General features: G+C 53.2%; 16 protein-coding genes and 2 pseudogenes. 9 read left to right on the forward strand and 9 right to left on the reverse strand.

Annotated elements, in window-relative coordinates:
* Positions 1-5: 5 nt before the first annotated feature.
* The 3 genes from ACOI6Z_RS04690 to ACOI6Z_RS04700 all read right to left on the reverse strand — a co-directional run bounded on the left by ACOI6Z_RS04690 (position 6) and on the right by ACOI6Z_RS04700 (position 3,263).
* Complete coding sequence (locus tag ACOI6Z_RS04690; RefSeq protein ID WP_023289987.1) at positions 6-788, reverse strand: DeoR/GlpR family DNA-binding transcription regulator; 783 nt, start codon at positions 786-788, stop codon at positions 6-8.
* A gap of 92 nt (positions 789-880) precedes the next feature.
* Positions 881-2,218, reverse strand: a complete 1,338-nt coding sequence (locus ACOI6Z_RS04695; RefSeq protein ID WP_077255373.1) for an aspartate aminotransferase family protein — start codon at positions 2,216-2,218, stop codon at positions 881-883.
* Positions 2,208-3,263 (reverse strand): phosphotransferase enzyme family protein, encoded by a 1,056-nt coding sequence (locus tag ACOI6Z_RS04700; RefSeq protein WP_225319967.1) that lies wholly within the window; start codon positions 3,261-3,263, stop codon positions 2,208-2,210. The genes ACOI6Z_RS04695 and ACOI6Z_RS04700 overlap by 11 nt, the downstream gene beginning before the upstream one ends.
* Positions 3,264-3,691: 428 nt before the next feature.
* Between ACOI6Z_RS04700 and ACOI6Z_RS04705 the strand changes: the two genes are divergently transcribed.
* From ACOI6Z_RS04705 to ACOI6Z_RS04715, 3 genes are all read left to right on the forward strand, one after another.
* On the forward strand, positions 3,692-4,462 hold the full coding sequence (locus tag ACOI6Z_RS04705) for an SDR family oxidoreductase (RefSeq protein WP_077255375.1): 771 nt from the start codon (positions 3,692-3,694) through the stop codon (positions 4,460-4,462).
* A gap of 14 nt (positions 4,463-4,476) precedes the next feature.
* Positions 4,477-6,003, forward strand: a complete 1,527-nt coding sequence (locus ACOI6Z_RS04710; RefSeq protein ID WP_023289983.1) for an APC family permease — start codon at positions 4,477-4,479, stop codon at positions 6,001-6,003.
* Between the two features lie 484 nt (positions 6,004-6,487).
* A complete protein-coding gene (locus ACOI6Z_RS04715; RefSeq protein WP_044523626.1) occupies positions 6,488-7,084 on the forward strand; it encodes a hypothetical protein in 597 nt (198 codons plus the stop codon).
* 139 nt (positions 7,085-7,223) lie between these two features.
* Here ACOI6Z_RS04715 and ACOI6Z_RS04720 read toward each other — a convergent pair whose 3' ends face one another.
* Positions 7,224-7,574: a hypothetical protein gene (locus ACOI6Z_RS04720; RefSeq protein ID WP_044523625.1), complete on the reverse strand. Its 351-nt coding sequence runs from the start codon at positions 7,572-7,574 to the stop codon at positions 7,224-7,226.
* Positions 7,575-7,675: 101 nt separating this feature from the next.
* Here ACOI6Z_RS04720 and ACOI6Z_RS04725 point away from each other — a divergent pair, with 101 nt between their 5' ends.
* From ACOI6Z_RS04725 to ACOI6Z_RS04735, 3 genes are all read left to right on the forward strand, one after another.
* A complete protein-coding gene (locus ACOI6Z_RS04725; protein ID WP_225319968.1) occupies positions 7,676-8,248 on the forward strand; it encodes a hypothetical protein in 573 nt (190 codons plus the stop codon).
* A gap of 9 nt (positions 8,249-8,257) precedes the next feature.
* Positions 8,258-8,593 (forward strand): hypothetical protein, encoded by a 336-nt coding sequence (locus ACOI6Z_RS04730; protein WP_139104224.1) that lies wholly within the window; start codon positions 8,258-8,260, stop codon positions 8,591-8,593.
* A 166-nt stretch (positions 8,594-8,759) separates the two neighbouring features.
* Positions 8,760-9,362, forward strand: coding sequence for a site-specific integrase (locus tag ACOI6Z_RS04735; protein WP_044523623.1), 603 nt, complete (start codon positions 8,760-8,762; stop codon positions 9,360-9,362).
* Positions 9,363-9,486: 124 nt separating this feature from the next.
* On the opposite strand, the gene ACOI6Z_RS04740 is transcribed toward ACOI6Z_RS04735, so the two are convergent.
* The 3 genes and pseudogenes from ACOI6Z_RS04740 to ACOI6Z_RS04750 all read right to left on the reverse strand — a co-directional run bounded on the left by ACOI6Z_RS04740 (position 9,487) and on the right by ACOI6Z_RS04750 (position 13,043).
* Complete coding sequence (locus ACOI6Z_RS04740) at positions 9,487-10,155, reverse strand: hypothetical protein (protein ID WP_224222692.1); 669 nt, start codon at positions 10,153-10,155, stop codon at positions 9,487-9,489.
* A gap of 369 nt (positions 10,156-10,524) precedes the next feature.
* Positions 10,525-11,670, reverse strand: a complete 1,146-nt coding sequence (locus ACOI6Z_RS04745) for a hypothetical protein (protein ID WP_017694593.1) — start codon at positions 11,668-11,670, stop codon at positions 10,525-10,527.
* A 436-nt stretch (positions 11,671-12,106) separates the two neighbouring features.
* A pseudogene (locus ACOI6Z_RS04750) lies at positions 12,107-13,043 on the reverse strand (LysR family transcriptional regulator).
* Between the two features lie 120 nt (positions 13,044-13,163).
* Between ACOI6Z_RS04750 and ACOI6Z_RS04755 the strand changes: the two are divergent.
* From ACOI6Z_RS04755 to ACOI6Z_RS04765, 3 genes and pseudogenes are all read left to right on the forward strand, one after another.
* On the forward strand, positions 13,164-14,696 hold the full coding sequence (locus ACOI6Z_RS04755) for an MFS transporter (RefSeq protein WP_044523606.1): 1,533 nt from the start codon (positions 13,164-13,166) through the stop codon (positions 14,694-14,696).
* A gap of 159 nt (positions 14,697-14,855) precedes the next feature.
* Positions 14,856-14,969 (forward strand): annotated as a pseudogene (locus ACOI6Z_RS04760) (LuxR family transcriptional regulator); the annotation flags it as partial.
* 822 nt (positions 14,970-15,791) lie between these two features.
* Complete coding sequence (locus ACOI6Z_RS04765; RefSeq protein WP_229583961.1) at positions 15,792-15,929, forward strand: hypothetical protein; 138 nt, start codon at positions 15,792-15,794, stop codon at positions 15,927-15,929.
* Positions 15,930-15,937: 8 nt separating this feature from the next.
* On the opposite strand, the gene ACOI6Z_RS04770 is transcribed toward ACOI6Z_RS04765, so the two are convergent.
* Both ACOI6Z_RS04770 and ACOI6Z_RS04775 read right to left on the reverse strand, forming a co-directional pair.
* Positions 15,938-16,426 carry a DinB family protein gene (locus ACOI6Z_RS04770; protein ID WP_065812548.1) on the reverse strand — a complete coding sequence of 163 codons (489 nt, stop codon included), beginning with the start codon at positions 16,424-16,426 and terminating at the stop codon, positions 15,938-15,940.
* A gap of 117 nt (positions 16,427-16,543) precedes the next feature.
* On the reverse strand, positions 16,544-17,086 hold the full coding sequence (locus tag ACOI6Z_RS04775; RefSeq protein ID WP_064154499.1) for an anti-virulence regulator CigR family protein: 543 nt from the start codon (positions 17,084-17,086) through the stop codon (positions 16,544-16,546).
* Between the last annotated feature and the right edge of the window lie 63 nt (positions 17,087-17,149).

Genomic DNA, 17,149 nt, shown 5'->3' on the forward strand with positions numbered 1-17,149 from the left:
GCGGGTCACTGCTGTTCAGGAGCGGCATGACCACGCGCCACGACCACCTTTTCCCGGCCGAGTACGGTAGCGAGATGGTCGGGCAGGGGCTGGTCAGTAATTAAACGGCTAATGCCCGACCAGCCCGCGTAGTGGTAGGGGTAGGTGAGGCCGAACTTCGAATGATCGGCGACGACAATGCTCTTCGCGGCGCGCTGGATCATCGCCCGGTAAACCGTTCCGCTGTCGATTAACGCCTCGCTTGGTCCATCGGCGGCGATACCGCTGGCCCCCAGGAGCGTATAGTCCGCCGTGAACTGGCTGAGGAACTGTAGCGTCTGCGCACCGGTCATTGCCCCTTCGGTCGCGCAGTACTCCCCGGGAGCGACGATCACCCGGATGGTTGGATTCATCGACAGCACCGTTGCGACGCCGAAGGCGTGGGTGATGACCGTAATATCCCGCAGCTCGCTGGCCATCCGGCGGGCAACATGTACCGTGGTGGCGCCGGAGCCGATCATAAATATTTTGCCGTCGCGCATACAATGGACGGCATCCCGGGCGATGCGCTCGCGCTCTTCGGTAAACAGCTGATGGCGCTCCGTGACCGTCGGTTCACTGTTCATGGCCCGCACCGCACCGCCGTAAGTTCGGTTCAGAACGCCCCGGCGGGTAAGTTCGTCAAGATCGCGACGGATGGTTTCGGTAGAGACACCGTGGGTGCGCGCCATATCCCCAATCCGCAGGGTCGGGGTCTCAGCCAGTTCGCGCAGGATCTGTTGCTGACGGTCTTCTTTTCTCTTCGACATGAACGCTGGTTACTCTCCCTGAAGTCGCTGATGCCGTTAATATACCTGCACGCCGAGGGCAAACAAACTGGATGTTTGCCCTCCCGGTTAGACTATGCGTTCAGGTGGCCCATTACTTTCGCCAGCCGTTCGAGGAAGAAATCTGCATCATCGCGACTGAAGCACAGCGGCGGGCGGATCTTCAGGCTGTTGCCAAAGCGACCGGCCGCGCCAATCAGCACGCCCTCAAGCTTCAAGTGATAGATAACGCGACTCGTCAGCTGCGGATCCGGCTCTCCGCTGTCTGGCCGGGCAAACTCGATGGCGTTGAACAGCCCGGCGCCGCGAATGTCGGCGATGGCCGGGAAATCCTGGGCCAGCTGGCGCAGTCCGGCACGCAGATAGTCCCCGTTGCGCTGGGCGTTGGTCATCAGGGCCTCCTGCTCAATCACCTCCAGTACCGCGAGGCCCACGGCGGCAGCCACCGGGTTACCGCCAAAGGTGTTGAAGTACTCGGTCTTTTCGCTGAACGCCCGCAGAATAGCCGGGCGCGTGATGACCGCGGCCATGGGAAAACCGTTCCCCATTGGCTTGCCGAGCGTGACGATATCCGGTTGCACACTGTGACGCTGGAAGCCCCAGAAATGAGAGCCTGTCCGACCAAAGCCCGGCTGGACCTCATCGGCGATAAACAGTCCGCCCCGCGCCTGTACGCGGGCGACCGCCTGGGCCAGAAATCCTGGCGGATCGGCGAAAACGCCATCGCTGGAAAAAATGGTATCCACCAGTAGCGCCGCGCAGCCGAAGCCCCGCGCATCCAGCGCGTCCATGGCGCGCTCAACGTCGGCGGCGAAGAGGTCAGACAGCGTCTGGCCCGCGGTCAGCCTGCGCAGGTCAGGGGCGGGAATGGTATGCACCCACGGGGGCAGGAGGGCCTCTTTGTGCCCGGAGGGAGAGACCTCCATCACCGCCGTTGTATTGCCGTGATAGGCACTTTCGGTGACGATGATCCCCTGTCGGCCACTGATAAAGCGAGCCATCCGCAGGGCGATGTCGTTGCTCTCGCTGCCGGTGCAGGTAAATATCACATTCGACAGCCCGGCGGGGAAAGTCGCTAGCAGGCTGTCCGCGTACTGCTCCAGTACCGGGAACAGATAGCGGGTGTTGGTGTTCAGTAACCCGGCCTGGCGCACCATCGCCTGGGTGATATGCGGATGACAATGCCCCACGCCCGGCACGTTGTTATACATATCCAGATAACGGTTGCCGGCGGAGTCCTCCATCCAGGCTCCGGAGGCCGTCGCCATGACGATCGGTTGTGGATAAAACAGCACCGAACTGGTCCCCTGGGTGGCGTGGCGACGGGCAATCTGTCTGCTCAGGTTTTCGTCGGCCACGCCGGTCAGCGCGTCAAAACGGTTCAGTTGAAGAATGGGGGTTTTATTGTTCATCAGCAGGTTCCTTGCAGTTAACGGTAGCGCTAAGCGGTGACGCCTGGAGGAGAAACGCCTGGGCCAGGCGTACGGTGATGGCGCCCCACTGCGGGCTGTAGCGACGGGCGGTGGCTGTCTCGCTATGGCTGGCCAGCCAGGCCGTCAGCTGTAAACGGCGCAGCATCACCAGCACCGGAAGCATCACTTCGTCCTGCTGGCTGAAGGGGCGGACGCTACGGTAACCCGCAAGCCACGCAGTGCGGTAGTCCGCAAGGGCCGGGTCGTCTTCAATGAAACTGACGGCGGTGGCAAAATCCCAGCCAAACCAGCAGATGCCGCAGTCGTCAAAATCAATCACCGTCAGCGAATTCCCATTCACCAGCAGGTTGGCCAGCCGCATGTCGCAGTGCACCAGCCCATAGCGGTCGGCGTCCTGCCCGTACGCTTCCAGTCTGGCGACCACTGTGGCCTCCACCGCCTCCAGCAGCGTAATATCGTCGGCGCTCAGTTGCGTCATTTTCCGCCAGTCCCCCCACCAGGCATGACGTCCGATAATCGTCTCGGTGTTCCACACCTTGCGATGAAAACCCTCAGGTTTTACCCAGCCTTCGCTGTGCCTGTGCAGTTTTCCCGCAACCCTTCCCAGGGCATGGTACCAGCCGGTGAGATGGCTACCGGTATCCGGTTCGCTGCCCGCAACAAAGGTGAATCCCACGACGTGGGTGACCGATTCGCCGTCGATGAGGCTGGCGATACAGCTCCCATCATCCAGTACAAGCGGTACGGCGATGTTGATACCTCCCCGGGCATGCAGGGCGTTTAGCCACATCAGCTCAGAATGGATCTCCACCGCTGAGCTGTAGTTTGGGCGATGCACTCGCAGCACGATCTTTCTCTGCGCCGCCTTATCGCTGACCAGAAACGTGGCATTTTCTGAAACCGTCAGCAGGCCAATCTCTGCGCCTTCGCTGAGCCCCCAGCGGGGCAGGAGCGGCCGCAGCTTCAGGGTAAGTGTTGTTAAATACTCGTCGTTAAACATGCTGTCCTCAATTTGAAATGACACGCTTAACACATTTTTATGTTGTGGTTGCGGGATTTGCAAGATGTGTGAGGGTTTTTTTGTTTTCTGTTGCGCTTCAATCATGATTTTTGTTTGTTAATTATTTTAATAACAGATAGTTAGTGTGATTTTGTTGGCTAGGTTCAGCCGGTTGCACCATAACAGAACGTATAATGTGGGTTTTTCTCATTCAGGCGTAAAAAACGCGAGGTTTTTCTTATTATCATGTTGATATATATAGGTAAATTAATTGACTGTTTGCACCAATCCTGTGCCCAATCATAGCGCATTATTTTTATGCTGAAATCTCACATTAAAATGTTGAACATTCAACATTTACGTGATTATTCTTTTCCTGCCAGCGACGGAGATCGCTGCACGGCCAGGCCATACGGATGGGATCGCAAAACTTTCACAGACGGGGAAAAATGATGTCAGATTTTATGAACAAACATGTGCTGGTGACCGGCGGGAGTAGTGGGATCGGTCTTGGCATTGCACTCGGCTTTGCCCGCGCCGGAGCGAAGGTGACCATTACCGCCCGGACACCATCGCGTATCGATAGCGCGATCGGCCAGGCGGCGGAGCAGGGACTAACGCTACGCGGCCTGACCTGCAACGTCAGTCATGCCGAAGAGGTAAAAGCCTGTGTGGCAGAAGCCGCACAGCAGTGTGGGGGGCTGGATATTGTCTGCTGCAACGCGGGGATTTTTCCTTCGGCGCCGCTGGCAGACATGAGCGAACAGCAGTGGGATGAGGTGCAGGCGATCAACAGTAAAGGGACTTTTTTAACTGTCCAGGCGGCGCTGCCATGGCTGAAACGGGCAGAGTATGGTCGCATCATCCTCACCTCTTCGATTACCGGCCCGGTAACGGGTTATCCGGGCTGGGCTCACTATGCCGCCAGCAAAGCGGCCCAGCTGGGTTTTATGCGTAGCGCGGCGTTAGAACTGGCCGGCGACAACATTACCGTCAATGCCGTCCTGCCGGGGAATATCATCACGGAAGGGTTGAGGGATATGGGCGAGGACTATATCGCCGGGATGGCCAGCGCCGTGCCGCTCAAACGCCTTGGAACGGTGGAAGATATTGCCGCGGCAGCGCTGTTCTTCGCCTCCCGTCAGGCTGGCTACATCACCGGCCAGTCGCTAATTGTTGACGGTGGGCAGATCCTGCCTGAATCCGCCGCGTGCCTGAACTGAACGGAGCGTTCATCATGAGCAATGAAATTCTTGCCAATCCCGCGCCAGCGGCGGAGAAACATGTTGTACAACGGCTGCGGCCAAATGCGGTAGGCCTTGGCGGGGTGCTGTTTATGACTATCGCCACGGCGGCGCCGATCACTGCGATGCTGGGCAATGTGCCGATCGCGGTGGGCAGTGGTAATGGCCAGTATGCGCCCGCGGGGTTTATGGTCGCCACCCTTATCCTTGCCCTGTTTGCCATCGGCTATGCGCAGATGGCCAGGTACATTACCGCTACCGGCGCATTTTATGGCTTCATTTCACATGGCCTGGGGCGGATCGTTGGCATGGCGTCAGGAGTGACGGTGACCATGACCTACATTGTCTTCGAGGCCGCTCTGGTCGGGATCTTCGCCTTTTTCTGCGAGGATTTAATCAATACGGTCTTCAGCGTACATATCCCCTGGCTCATCTTCGCCTTCGCCATGCTAATGACCACCGGAGTGCTGAGCTATTTCGATATTTCGCTCACTTCCAGGGTGCTCGGCCTGTGCCTGGTACTGGAAATTTTGATCCTCACCGCCGTCGCGGTGGCGGTGCTGATCCATGGCGGAGGGCCACAGGGTTTTGTCCCCGAGTCGATCAACCCGCTGAACGCCTTTACCCCGGCGAAAGGGGTGGTCGGCGCCAGTGCCGGAATTGGATTATTCTTCGCCTTCTGGTCATGGGTGGGCTTTGAGTCATCGGCAATGTACGGTGAAGAGTCGAAGAACCCGAAAAAGATCATTCCCCTGGCCACTCTGCTGGGCGTGATTGGTATCGGCGTGTTCTACGTGTTCATTTCGTGGATGGCGATTGCCGGAACGGGACCGGAGCGGGCTATTGCCCTTGCGCAGGATCCTAACCGCGCAGGAGAGATTTTCTACGGTCCGGCACGCCAGTATCTGGGGGAGTGGGCGGTCGGGGTGTTTAAGCTGCTGGTGATCACTGGCTCTTTTGCCTGCGGGATGGCGTTTCATAACTGCGCGGCGCGCTATCTCTATGCGCTCGGGCGGGAAAATCTGTTTCCGTTTGCCGGGCGTACGTTGGGTCGTTCACACTCACGCCATGGCTCGCCCCATATTGCTTCTACGGTGCAGACCGTTATCGCCACGCTGATTGTGTTGCTGTTCTTTATCACCGGGAAAGATCCTTACGCGGATATTTACACCCTGCTGGCGCTGTTGGGTACGATGGGCATTATGATTGTCCAGGCGCTTTGCGCCTTTGCGGTGATAGTTTACTTCCACGGCAATAAAGAAAATATTGGCAAAGGACACTGGTTTAAAACGGGCGTTGCGCCGTTGCTTGGGGGGATGGGGATGATCTATATCGTCTATCTGTTATTCAAAAATATGGCGTTTGCCGCCGGCGCTGCCGCCAGCTCCTCCTTTTATCATGCCATTCCGTGGATCGTGTTGGCCTGCTTCTGCTTTGGCGCCGCCATCGCGGTCTGGTTTTACCTCTTTGATACGCAAAAGTACCGGGTCATAGGACGCATTGTACTGACGGATGATTGATGATGCGCACCTGCCGCCGGCTTTCGCTGGCCGCGCGGCAGGATATCCGGCCCTGGGCTTTTCAGCTACCGTGTTAAGTTCGCTGGTGTTGCTGAAATATCTGAAGAACATCCCTCTAAGCGTCAGCTGCAAGCTACCCTGGTAAAGGCCCCGGAAATCACGCCCTTTATGTCGTAAACGCCGTTAAGCCCGCTCACCGGGGTTAAAAGTTCTTCATTGCTGATAGCGGGTTAAGGCTAACCAGGGCAGGGGGAAGACAGGCAGAGTTTATGAACCCGTAACCAGCTACGCCGGGCTTTCGGCGCCATTTCATTCTACAGACATATGTAACCTTGTCTGGCGCCTCCATGCCGCTGATGCGGCATTCAGAAGCTTCCTGATGCTGTAGGTGTTAACGTCTGCTCTGTGCCAAGAGCGGATATTCCACACTTCTGCTAATGTAGTCAAAATCGGTATGCCACTGCAATCTAGCAAAGGATAGATAATGGATAAAAATGAGCCATCAATATGGCCTCCGCACCAAGTCTTCTATATCCAATCGATGTTGTTCAATACAACATCGGCTCTACAGGCCGTGGATAGAGCATCTAAGTACATCCAAGCGATCAGTGAAGGGAAGCTAGGGCCACAAGATCGGAAAGATGAGCTTCTAGACTGTCTACAAAACTTCATCAATCATAGTGCTGCTATAGCTCGGTACTTCTTTCCATCAATGATTGGTGGAAAAGGTGAGAAGATTTTACATAAGAACCGTGCTGAGTTTCTGAGGCAAATTTTTGATGTGACAGAAAGCAGCCCTTTGCATGATAAGAAACTTAGAAATGCAATAGAGCACTTTGATGAACGACTGGATATGTATCTTGAAGGTGGAATTGTAGGAAATATCTTCCCAAGTCTAATCTTGAACAAGCCAGAAGAAACAGATGTGCCGCATCACATCTTCAGAGCCTACTATCTAAATGATGGAATTTATCAAGTATTGGGGGAAAGACATAATGTTCAACCTATTCTTGATGAAGTCATGAGAGTTCATGAACTGTTGGAGATATTTGATGAAAATGGTGGAATGTTTGGGAAATAAAAAAGTACCTTCGGGTGTAATGCCATTTTTTCTTTGCTCGTGTGCCATTCCCAAATCAGAAATGGATGACAGTCAATATAATTTTGTGGCGGGCATGGCGGGCGGCATTGACGTTTTTTTTAAATAACGACCTTATGGATTACCAGATAGCTGGGACAGGAAAAGTTTTATCGGAAAATACTTGGACGTGTGGAACTAAGATAGCGCGAAATATCAGCAACGTTACCAACAGGCTGTCAAAACGTTTACGAATAAACCGATGACAAAAGGAGATTGTAATCAACTGAGTGCTGATATTTACAGGCAGAATCAGGCGCTGGCCAGCGTCGACCAACAGCGCCAGCAGGAGCAACAGGAACGCCAGACCCAGTCTCTCAATGATGTCTTGAAAGGACCTGTGCAGACCAACTGCACCCGGTACGGGAATTCCGTTTACTGTACGTCCTATTAGCTCTTTATGACGCGTATTGTCACCACTATCTGGCGCCACGCTGATTTATCCCGGTAAAGGAAATGCGCGCCTTTACACCCTGTCCAGAGGTAAAGTAAGAACATTCAGTTAGGAAATTTGTTTAGTGGAGTGATTGCATTTTGGAAAAGATCCAGGCGACTGCGGTTAAATATATCAAGCTGGGAGAGGGAGACGAATGGGAACATGAGTGCCTGACATCTGGCATTATTAAGTTTGGGTACCACAAAACGCCCCATCAGATGTGCCTTGAGGGAAAGTGGGAGGATGTGAATAAAGTCTGGTTAGAAGAAAGGAAAAATAACCAGTCCACTGCCACCAGTGATGTCAGACAGATAAGGACGTTTTACACCGCCACCCCCGATATACTCTTCATTACGTTCAGCCAGGGGTTATTGCATTGGTGCCAGCCTTCCGGAGAGATCACCGAACTGGATGATGGCAGTAGGACCCGCCCCACGGTGAGCGGATGGCACAGCCATAGTCTGGCCGGGAACCTTCTATCCCACAGCGTCCTGAGCGGTGCTTTACTCGCTACACAGAATTACCGGGGGACCATCTGCGATGTGCGTTTGGCCGATTACGCCCTGCGAAAAATCAATGATGAGCAATCGCCGGAAATCATCAGCGCTGATATTGCTAAAGCTCAGTACCTGAAGGCTATTACCAGGCTGTGTAGTTTGCTTACCTGGTAGGACTTTGAGTTGCTCGTAGATCTGATTTTCTCCGCCAGCGGATGGAGAAGAACCGGGAGCCTTGGCAGGACACAGAAGACTGTCGATATTGAGCTTGAACTGCCCACCACCGGAGAACGGGCATATGTGCAAGTGAAGTCTGTTGCTGAGCAGTCTGTATTCTCTGACTATCTGTCACGGTTCCAGACCAGTGACAGCTATGATCGGATGTTCTTTGTCTGGCACCAAGGGACATTGAGTGAGGATCTCCGTGCTGAAGGCGTCACTATGATTGGGCCCACGAGGCTTGCAGAACTCATACTGGACACCGGGCTGGCACTATGGCTTAGAAATAAGGTTTCGTAATAGCCCGGTACCTTATCGGTTACGGGCATTTATGCTAGAAGATACCTTTTCTTATTCTGTGTAGTGGATAGCTAAATTTGGCCACTTTCGAAGGTATGTTAATTTCCGCTCCTCGCTCATAAGGGACAACCATACTCAAATCTCCCACATTGCAGGAGATTTGAGTATGAACACGTCACCGTGGAACAAAGACCGTATCATCGGCCAAAAAAGACCACTTCAGATATCTCATATCTGGGGGATCCGAATCCGGCTTGAACTAGAAGGTAAAACGCGCGATTTGGCTCTTTTCAATATGGCCCTGGACAGTAAGCTACGAGGCTGCGATCTGGTCAAACTCAAAGTATCTGATGTTGCATATGGTAGCTCTGTTTCAAGCAGAGCTACGGTGTTGCAACAGAAAACCGGTAGCCCTGTGCAATTTGAGATAACCAAAGGGGCAAGAGAAGCTGTTGCTGCATTGATAAAGCATGGCAATTTGCATAGTAAAGACTTCTTGTTTCGGTCTCGAGTCGGAACTAACCAGCCCATATCAACCCGGCAATACAACCGAATTTTTCATGGGTGGGTAGAAAAGCTTGGTCTCGATGATTCGCTATATAGCACACATTCCATGAGAAGAACAAAACCTTACCTAATCTACAAGAAAACCAAGAATCTCCGGGTGATCCAACTTCTGTTGGGCCATAAGAAACTGGAAAGCACAGTCCGTTATCTGGGCATTGAAGTCGATGATGCATTAGAGATCTCTGAATCGATCGAAGTCTAAGGTTGTCAGGGCTGCAACAGCAGCCCTGTGCCAGAAACGGACGTTTTTAACGCAACGATCGCCAACATTGAGTCAGGTAAAAGATATAAAACATCTAGTAAAGATCGTTTTATATCCATACTTCTTACTTGAATTCTTTTGTTTTTACCCACTCAGCCTTGCTAATTAATTTAATGTTGTCTTTTATGTTTTTAATAATCTCCATTATCTTATCAAAATCATGATCATCACCAGGTTTAAAGTCATTGGAAATTTCAGTGTAATCATTTAATGCGGTGATCACTTCAATAGACTCATTTTCAAGAGGGTTGAGTAACATTTCAATTTTTGCTTTAAGGAAAGTTAGATCACCTTTAATATTTGTGGCATCCATTCGAATCTGACGATAATAATAATCATCTTTTTGATCGTGCTTTCTAAATTCATTTGTTATAAGTATTTGTAAATTATTTAATTTGTTAGCCACTGATATATATCTAGCTGCATTATCTCTTAGTTCATTGATCCAATTTTGTCTGCTTGATGAGACAAGTTGTGCTCTGAGTTGCTCTCGGGCATATTTAGCATGCTCATCGCGATCAGTTTTCATGGTTTTTGCACTATTCGAAATTGCGTAATATGAGATTGCTGCGGGAATAGCTGCGCCAATAATAGCACCTAGAGTACTTGCAAAAACGCTATCCCAACCAAACCCAGAATCCACAACTATAGTTGGTAATTTACCTAGTGTTAAAATACCTGAATCTAAAAAATTTGAATTGCTTGATGGGAATGGAATGCCGAGCCAAGTCATAAATACCTCCTATATGGAGAATGTATCATATCAGTAAGTCAGGGCATTTAGCGAGGCCCTATACTAGTATAAGCAGCATTGAAGAAGATGGGCACCATATGGGATGATGAGTATCTACTCTAATTATACCGCTTAACCAAACCATACACATTTAGAGATGCAAAGAACGGTCCAGTTGTGCTAATTAGGCTGATGTCCACTTCTCGCTCACAGCGGACATCATACTCTTGGAGCGGTCCGCTCTGTGCCAGTAGAGGACGTTGCTAGTGTCAGCCTATGTTAATCAACAGGGAGCAGGTCACACTGTCGTCTCAGAATACCTAGCACATAGGTCACACGAACTTCCAACTGTATTGCTTGTTTTCGTGGCTAAGCCTCTTTTTGTTGATGATACCAATGCAACATCATCCGGAGCTTCAATAGTGTTGTACTGTCATCATCCTCAGAACAAAAATTGTATCGCCCGCCTGAATATTCATTTAACTTGTCCAAGTAAAAGCCACCCATTGGGTCATATCTATCAGAGTGGAGCCAAGCAAACATTTTCTGAAGAACGTAATGCAGGGCATTTTTCGGAAGCGTTGAAATCATCACGCCATGCTTAGTTGCTAAATCCTCAATTTTCATTTCCTGAAGATTATATCTAATCTCTACTGCAATTGGATGTAGTTTACTTAAAAATACGTCAACTTCATCCTTGAGATGTGCCTCTTTAACATTCCCCTCGAACAGCTTTATTAACTCTTCCACTTCCATTCGGTAATAATCATTATCACCTCGCACCGCAACTTCTGAAAGAAGCAACTTTAACTCAGCATGAATGTTATCAGTAGACGGTATAATCTGTTTGGATAGGGTGCTGTAATGTTTTATACGTATTGCTATTACAGAACCCTTTAGGCTTGTTAGATATTTATACCTATCTTCAATATATGTAATTAGTTCATCGAACTTAATGCCGAAAATAACATCATCTTTCCCTGGCGTGTTGTTGTAAAGGCTTATAGTGAAATCATTTTCATTGAAAGCATGAAAATGAGGCCAGCTTGCAAACAGTCGTTCACCATCACTATTTTTAAGATTTGTAGGGTGAGCACCAAAGATAGCACGAATACTCTTAAAGTATGCGTCATCATCCTCATGTGAAAGATAGGGCGTTTTATTCTTAAAGACATTCGCTGATTTCTTGAAAGGCCACCTCGCTAACTTATGATCACTCTCAATGATGCGGTGAAGCTGCTGCAACGCCTCCACAGCAATATCAATAGATGATATAAGGGAGTAAACCTGCATGGCCTTGACATCAATATCTTCCGACAGCTCAGGGAAGTTCATCAGATTGCGAACAGAAACGCTTATCCAATCCATGCACGAACAGATAGGGCTGAACTGGTTTTTACCATTTCTGTTTATGAAGTAGCTGTAAGCAAACTCCCCTTCATTAACCACATCGCGAAAATCAGTTATTAAAGTATCGTCAATAGTTACACCAAAATCTGCCTTGGTCATCTTCATGGAAATCACTTTCAAATCAGCACACTTAGAGGTTGATTGTGACCGTTATCATAGGCAAAAACAATTCAGTAGGTTGACCCGCCCCCCCATAACTCAAAATTGCTCGATTTAAGTATGCATTCCAACTTCCGCTCCTCGCTCGCAGCAGACTTTAAACTTACCCAGTACGTCCGATTCGTTCTGTGAGTTCAATCGGTCGATGCAGCGCTTTCCTTAATCAAGGGGGGACGTTGTCATGAAACGAAGAACTCGGATTTACTCCACACCTGTTCGCCTTGGATATACGGAGTCGAGCTCCCGGTAACCGTTCAAGCTGATGTGCTGGCGTGAAAGGTGAAGCAGAGGGCCATGTGCTGCGAATCAAGGTTCAGCGGTGCTGACTTTACTGACCTTAAGGGAAGGGGGCGGCTCACTCTGCTTCAGTGGGGGTAGCTAATCACCACAAATTGTTAGACATAAGGGACGGGGTTTGTCGATGCGGGCGACAAGGGTATCTCTGCCGCAGCCATAAAATCGATAAAACAGCGTATTCGCGGCGACAGATAGCGGCTGGCAGGCCACAGGACAAAGAAATGCCCATCTTTGACGCAACAGCCGGGCAACACCTCCTGCAGGTGTCCCTCATTGATGGCCTCAAGCACAACAAAATCAGGGACATAGGCGATACCCATCCCCGCCGCGCTTAATCGAATGGCAGCCTCAATGTTATTGACCCTCATCACGGAAGCGGCCCTGAAATCCCCCGTCAGCCTCATATCGCGCAGTTCCCAGGGCTGGATCAGCCCCGCCGAAGGGAAGCGAAAAAAAATGCACTTGTGCGCCGCCAATTCCGCTGGCGAGCCGGGAACGCCGTATTCCGCCAGATATGCCGGGCTGGCGCAGAGCACAAAACGAAAACCCCCCAGCTTTCTGGCGATCAAGCGGGAGTCCGCTAGTTCACCGCTGCGGATAGCGATATCAAATCCCTCATCGATCAGATTGACCAGCCGGTCACTAAAATCGAGATCCAGTTCAACCTGCGGATAAAGACGGCTAAAGGCGGTGAGGGCAGGGAGCAGCAGGCGGTAGCCGATGACAGGCAGTGAAATTCTCAATTTGCCGGAGGGCTGTGAGAGACTGCTCGTCAGCTCAGACTCGGCCTCCTGGATCTGCTCCAGGATACTCTGGCAGCGGGTTAGAAACGCGGCCCCCTCCGCCGTCAGGCTGACGTTTCTGGTGCTGCGGTTAAACAGCCGGACCCCCAGCTTATGCTCAAGCCGGGCGACATTCTTACCCACCGCCGAGGCTGAAATGCCCAGCAGCCTGGCGGCCTGAACAAAGCTTAGCGTTTCGGCGGTGCGGACAAAGGACGTTAGCGAGGTGAGACTGTCCATCGATTATAAACCTTATGTCTCTTAAGAAGATATTTTCAGTCTATTTATCGGCATTAACATCCGCAATAGGATGGCGACAGTTTATTCATTCCTTCCTTGCCGACTGATGAGGGCCGCCTGATGTTATTCACCGCCAGAACACATTCCCGATCCGCCAGCGCCCTGGCCGCGCTTTCTGTCTTTATGGCGGCCATGCTGCTGCCGTTAAGTTTTACCGGCGGCGTCATGACCACTCCGGCGATACAGCAGTCGCTGGGCGGCTCTCCCGCTGCGCTGTCGTGGCTGACCAATGGCTTTATGCTGACCTTCGGCAGCTTTTTGCTGGCCGCTGGCGTGACGGCGGATGCCATTGACAGAAAACGCATCTTTCTCGCCGGCGCCGCGCTGTTTTGCCTGAGCAGTCTGCTGTTTTGCCTGACGGACGATCTCTTCCTGTCAGGCGCGCTGAGGGCTCTGCAAGGTCTGGCCGCGGCGATGATTTTAGCCAGCGGCAGTGCGGCGCTGGCCCAGTTGTATGACGGCGCTCAGCGGACGCGGGCATTCAGCATCCTGGGCACGGTGTTCGGCGCCGGCCTGGCGTTCGGTCCGCTGCTGATCGGCTTCATGACCGACGCGGTGGGCTGGCGCGGCGTATACGCCCTGTTTGCGCTGCTCTCGGCGATGGTTCTGCTTATCGGTCTGGCGTATCTGCCCGCGGCAGAAAAAAGCGAGCCGCGGACACCCGACAATCTCGGCTTAACCCTGTTTACGCTGGCCCTGATGCTGTTCACTGCCTCGCTGATGGTCATTCCGGCCCGCGGTTTTTTATCGCTGACCACGCTGGCCTTGTTCATCGTATCGGGGGGGCTGTTCGTTGCGTTTGCCGTGCGCTGCCGAAGAGTGAACAACCCGGTGCTGGAACTCGCCCTGCTGCGCCATCCGCGTTTTGTCGGCGTACTGTTGCTGCCTGTCGCCACCTGCTGTTGCTACGTTGTCCTGCTGATTATTGTTCCACTGCATTTTATGGGCGGAGAGGGGATGAGTGAGTCGCAGAGCGCGCTGTATCTGATGGCGCTGACCGCGCCGATGCTGATTTTCCCATCCGTTGCGGCCCTGCTCACCCGCTGGTTTTCACCGGGGCAGGTGGCCACGGGGGGGCTGATGATTGCCTCCGTCGGGTTGCTGTTGCTGGGCGATGCTTTTCACAGCCACCACCTCCCGCAGCTGGTGCTGGCGCTGATCCTGTGCGGGGCGGGGGCGGCGCTTCCCTGGGGATTGATGGATGGCCTGGCGATATCCGCAGTGCCGGTCGCCAAAGCCGGTATGGCGGCAGGCCTGTTCAACACCGTTCGCGTTGCCGGCGAGGGGATCGCCCTGGCGGTCGTCACCGCGGTATTAACGGCAAGCAATAACCTGACTCTGCAGAGTCGCGTTCATGGGTATGCGCCCGAGGTGATTCACCGCGCCGCAGGCTGGCTGGGGGCTGGTAATGTGCCGCAGGCGGCTGCGCTTTTGCCTGACTTTTCCCTTCGGGCGCTGCGCGAGAGCTATGACACTGCTTATACGGTACTGTTTAGCGGGCTGGCGGTCGTCACCCTGCTGTGCGCCCTGATGGTCTGGCGGACGCTATGCCGCAAGGGGGGCGCTATCCAGACCCGCCACAGCGGATCCTGAACCCCCATGACGGTGCATTGGCGTCACGCTCCCGGCAATCGTCTTTTCCGGTCTGCTCAGCGAACCGGGACTGTCATTGTTTCGCTGGCGGAACTATGCTGATTAGGGCGGCCACATGCGCCGCTCCGGCAGCGGAAACAGTGACTCACAGGTGGCGGTATGGCGAGCGATCCGGAACTGATTTACATCGAGATCCTTGAAACGGTGCTGATGGCCACCCTGGATCCTGATTTGTGGAAATCGGCGCTGCAGAAACTGGCGTTCCTCACCGGCCATCAGTACGCGGCATTTCTGTTCTACGATAAAGGCAACGCGCACCTGTTGACTGATTCATTCCTGCTGGAGGAGAAGGTTTTCACCGCCTATCGCGACGTGTTTCTGGCCATCGATCCCGCCGAAAAAATACTGACCGCGTTACCGGTCGGGCAGATGTACCGGGACCGCGAGTATTTAGGCGATAAGTTTATTGCCGGCAGCGTCTATTACAATGAGTTTCATCACCCCAACGATCTGAATAATCTTACCAGCGTCAAGCTGTGCACCCTCAATGGCTATGCCACCTATCTGTCACTGATGACGGCCAATACGGCAGCTTATCCGCAGCCGGCGCAGTTTGAGCTGTTCAGGCGCGTGATCCCGGCGCTGAAAACCGCCTGCCAGCTACACGCTCGGTTTGAACAGCTGCGGGACACCATAAAATACCAGAGCGCGGTGATGGACAACGGGATCTACCCGGTATGGCTGGTGGATCATGACGGTAACATTCTCTACGCCAGCGCGCATGCCGAACGCTACCTGCGCGCCAACGCCCGCCTCTCCTGGTACAGCGGGGGCGATACGCTGTGCCTTGATACCGACAGCAAAAAACTGAAACGGGCTATCGAGCAGGCCACCCGAACGGCAGAGCCGCCAAGGGCAGGGCTGTGCTATACCGCCGGGCGCCAGCCGAAACCGATCCTGGTGATCCCGGCGGCCCGCCTTGCCGGGGTGGCCTGCGTGATTATTCCCGAGCCGTTTCTCACCGGCAGCGCCGTGATGGAGCTGTTTAACGTCAAGCCTGCCGAGAACGCAGTGGCGGAGCTGCTGGTGCGGGGCATGACGCCGGATGAGTGCGCCTTACATCTGGGCGTATCTATCGCCACCATCAGAACCCACCTCAGCGCCCTGTACCGGAAAACCCACACCCGTAATCAGGCAGAACTATTGCTGATCATCCGCGCGATCCACGGCTGACAGCTTGCTCAGGAATGATGGTCGCGCAGGAAAACGGTCAGCATCTCTTTCGGCGGCACGCCGCCGCATTCGCCAATCATCCAGCCTACCGCGCCGCGGTGATAGGCGCCGTGAAAGAGCATGTGGTTGAGCATCTCCATCGCGGTCATATTGCCGTCGCCGCCGTCGACAAATTTGAAGGCGATACGTTCGTGGAAATCGGCGGGCGTCATGGCGCTGACGTACTGAATGTATTCGTCCGTACAGGCGGTCATGGCCGTTTCCAGCTCATCAACGGTTGGCGTCCCGGGGGTATTCAGCGCGGTGTAACCGTGCGTCTTGCCGCGCAGATTCGCCCGGAAAATCATGTCAACGACATGGATATGGTTCATTAGCCTGAGGGTCAGGTGACGCTTTTCGCCATGTACTGTACCGTCTATCGCGCGGATCGCCTGCAAGGTGGCAAGGTCAATCCAGCGCTTGTATTTCAACAGCGTCACTACGGTGTCTTTGTCCATTGTCGGTCCCGGGTTGGTTGAGCCATTATCTTAGCGATGATGCCTGCGAGTTGTCACTCTCCCGCGCCAGGCACAAAAAAGCCTCGCCGGGGCGAGGCTTTTTAATCAGCAGGTGATTTAGTCAAACACACCGTTAATCACGGCGGTAACGATGGCGGTGCTCAGGGCGACCAGCACCAGGTCATCGCCGACCGCGCGCCATTCATAGCCCGGATAATAGGGCAGGTCGTTAATCATAGAAGCGGGCAGGGTCTTTTTCGCGATACCCGGAGGTAACGGTTTGCCGCGGGCGACATTTTTGGCGATACCCGGAGGCAGCGCCTGATAGCCGACCAGACCGTAGTTCACGGCAAGGGAGCGCGCCCGCGAGAAGCTAATATCGCTGTCGACGTGGTCGGGCTTGCCGTAGTTTTTGCGGTTGCCATGATCGTCATTGGACTGACCTTTATTTTGTCCTTTATTGCCATGGTCGCCGCTGTTACCGCTGTTACCGCTGTTACCATGATTGCCGCTATTGCCATGGTTACCACTGTTCCCGTGATTACCACCGCCGCCGCCATTGCCATTGCCGTTACCCGGGTTGGCATAGGCCGGAGCCGCCATGACGGCGAGAGAAATAACCGCCGCCAGTGCTGTTTTAATAGTGCGACGCTTAAGCATGATCTTGATTCCTTAATGTGGAGTACACGCATAAAAAATAAGATAAAGCTATGCCCCAGGCAA

This window comes from Klebsiella sp. C239, assembly GCF_048822715.1.
In the GTDB taxonomy this organism is placed as follows: domain Bacteria; phylum Pseudomonadota; class Gammaproteobacteria; order Enterobacterales; family Enterobacteriaceae; genus Klebsiella; species Klebsiella quasipneumoniae.

Coding starts and splice junctions, on each gene's coding strand:
- ACOI6Z_RS04755 (WP_044523606.1), top strand. CDS start 13,164: ATGTTATTCACCGCCAGAACACATTCCCGATCCGCCAGCGCCCTGGCC.
- ACOI6Z_RS04695 (WP_077255373.1), bottom strand. CDS start 2,218: ATGAACAATAAAACCCCCATTCTTCAACTGAACCGTTTTGACGCGCTG.
- ACOI6Z_RS04735 (WP_044523623.1), top strand. CDS start 8,760: ATGAACACGTCACCGTGGAACAAAGACCGTATCATCGGCCAAAAAAGA.
- ACOI6Z_RS04715 (WP_044523626.1), top strand. CDS start 6,488: ATGGATAAAAATGAGCCATCAATATGGCCTCCGCACCAAGTCTTCTAT.
- ACOI6Z_RS04775 (WP_064154499.1), bottom strand. CDS start 17,086: ATGCTTAAGCGTCGCACTATTAAAACAGCACTGGCGGCGGTTATTTCT.
- ACOI6Z_RS04710 (WP_023289983.1), top strand. CDS start 4,477: ATGAGCAATGAAATTCTTGCCAATCCCGCGCCAGCGGCGGAGAAACAT.
- ACOI6Z_RS04705 (WP_077255375.1), top strand. CDS start 3,692: ATGTCAGATTTTATGAACAAACATGTGCTGGTGACCGGCGGGAGTAGT.
- ACOI6Z_RS04740 (WP_224222692.1), bottom strand. CDS start 10,155: ATGACTTGGCTCGGCATTCCATTCCCATCAAGCAATTCAAATTTTTTA.
- ACOI6Z_RS04770 (WP_065812548.1), bottom strand. CDS start 16,426: ATGGACAAAGACACCGTAGTGACGCTGTTGAAATACAAGCGCTGGATT.
- ACOI6Z_RS04765 (WP_229583961.1), top strand. CDS start 15,792: ATGACGCCGGATGAGTGCGCCTTACATCTGGGCGTATCTATCGCCACC.
- ACOI6Z_RS04745 (WP_017694593.1), bottom strand. CDS start 11,670: ATGAAGATGACCAAGGCAGATTTTGGTGTAACTATTGACGATACTTTA.
- ACOI6Z_RS04690 (WP_023289987.1), bottom strand. CDS start 788: ATGTCGAAGAGAAAAGAAGACCGTCAGCAACAGATCCTGCGCGAACTG.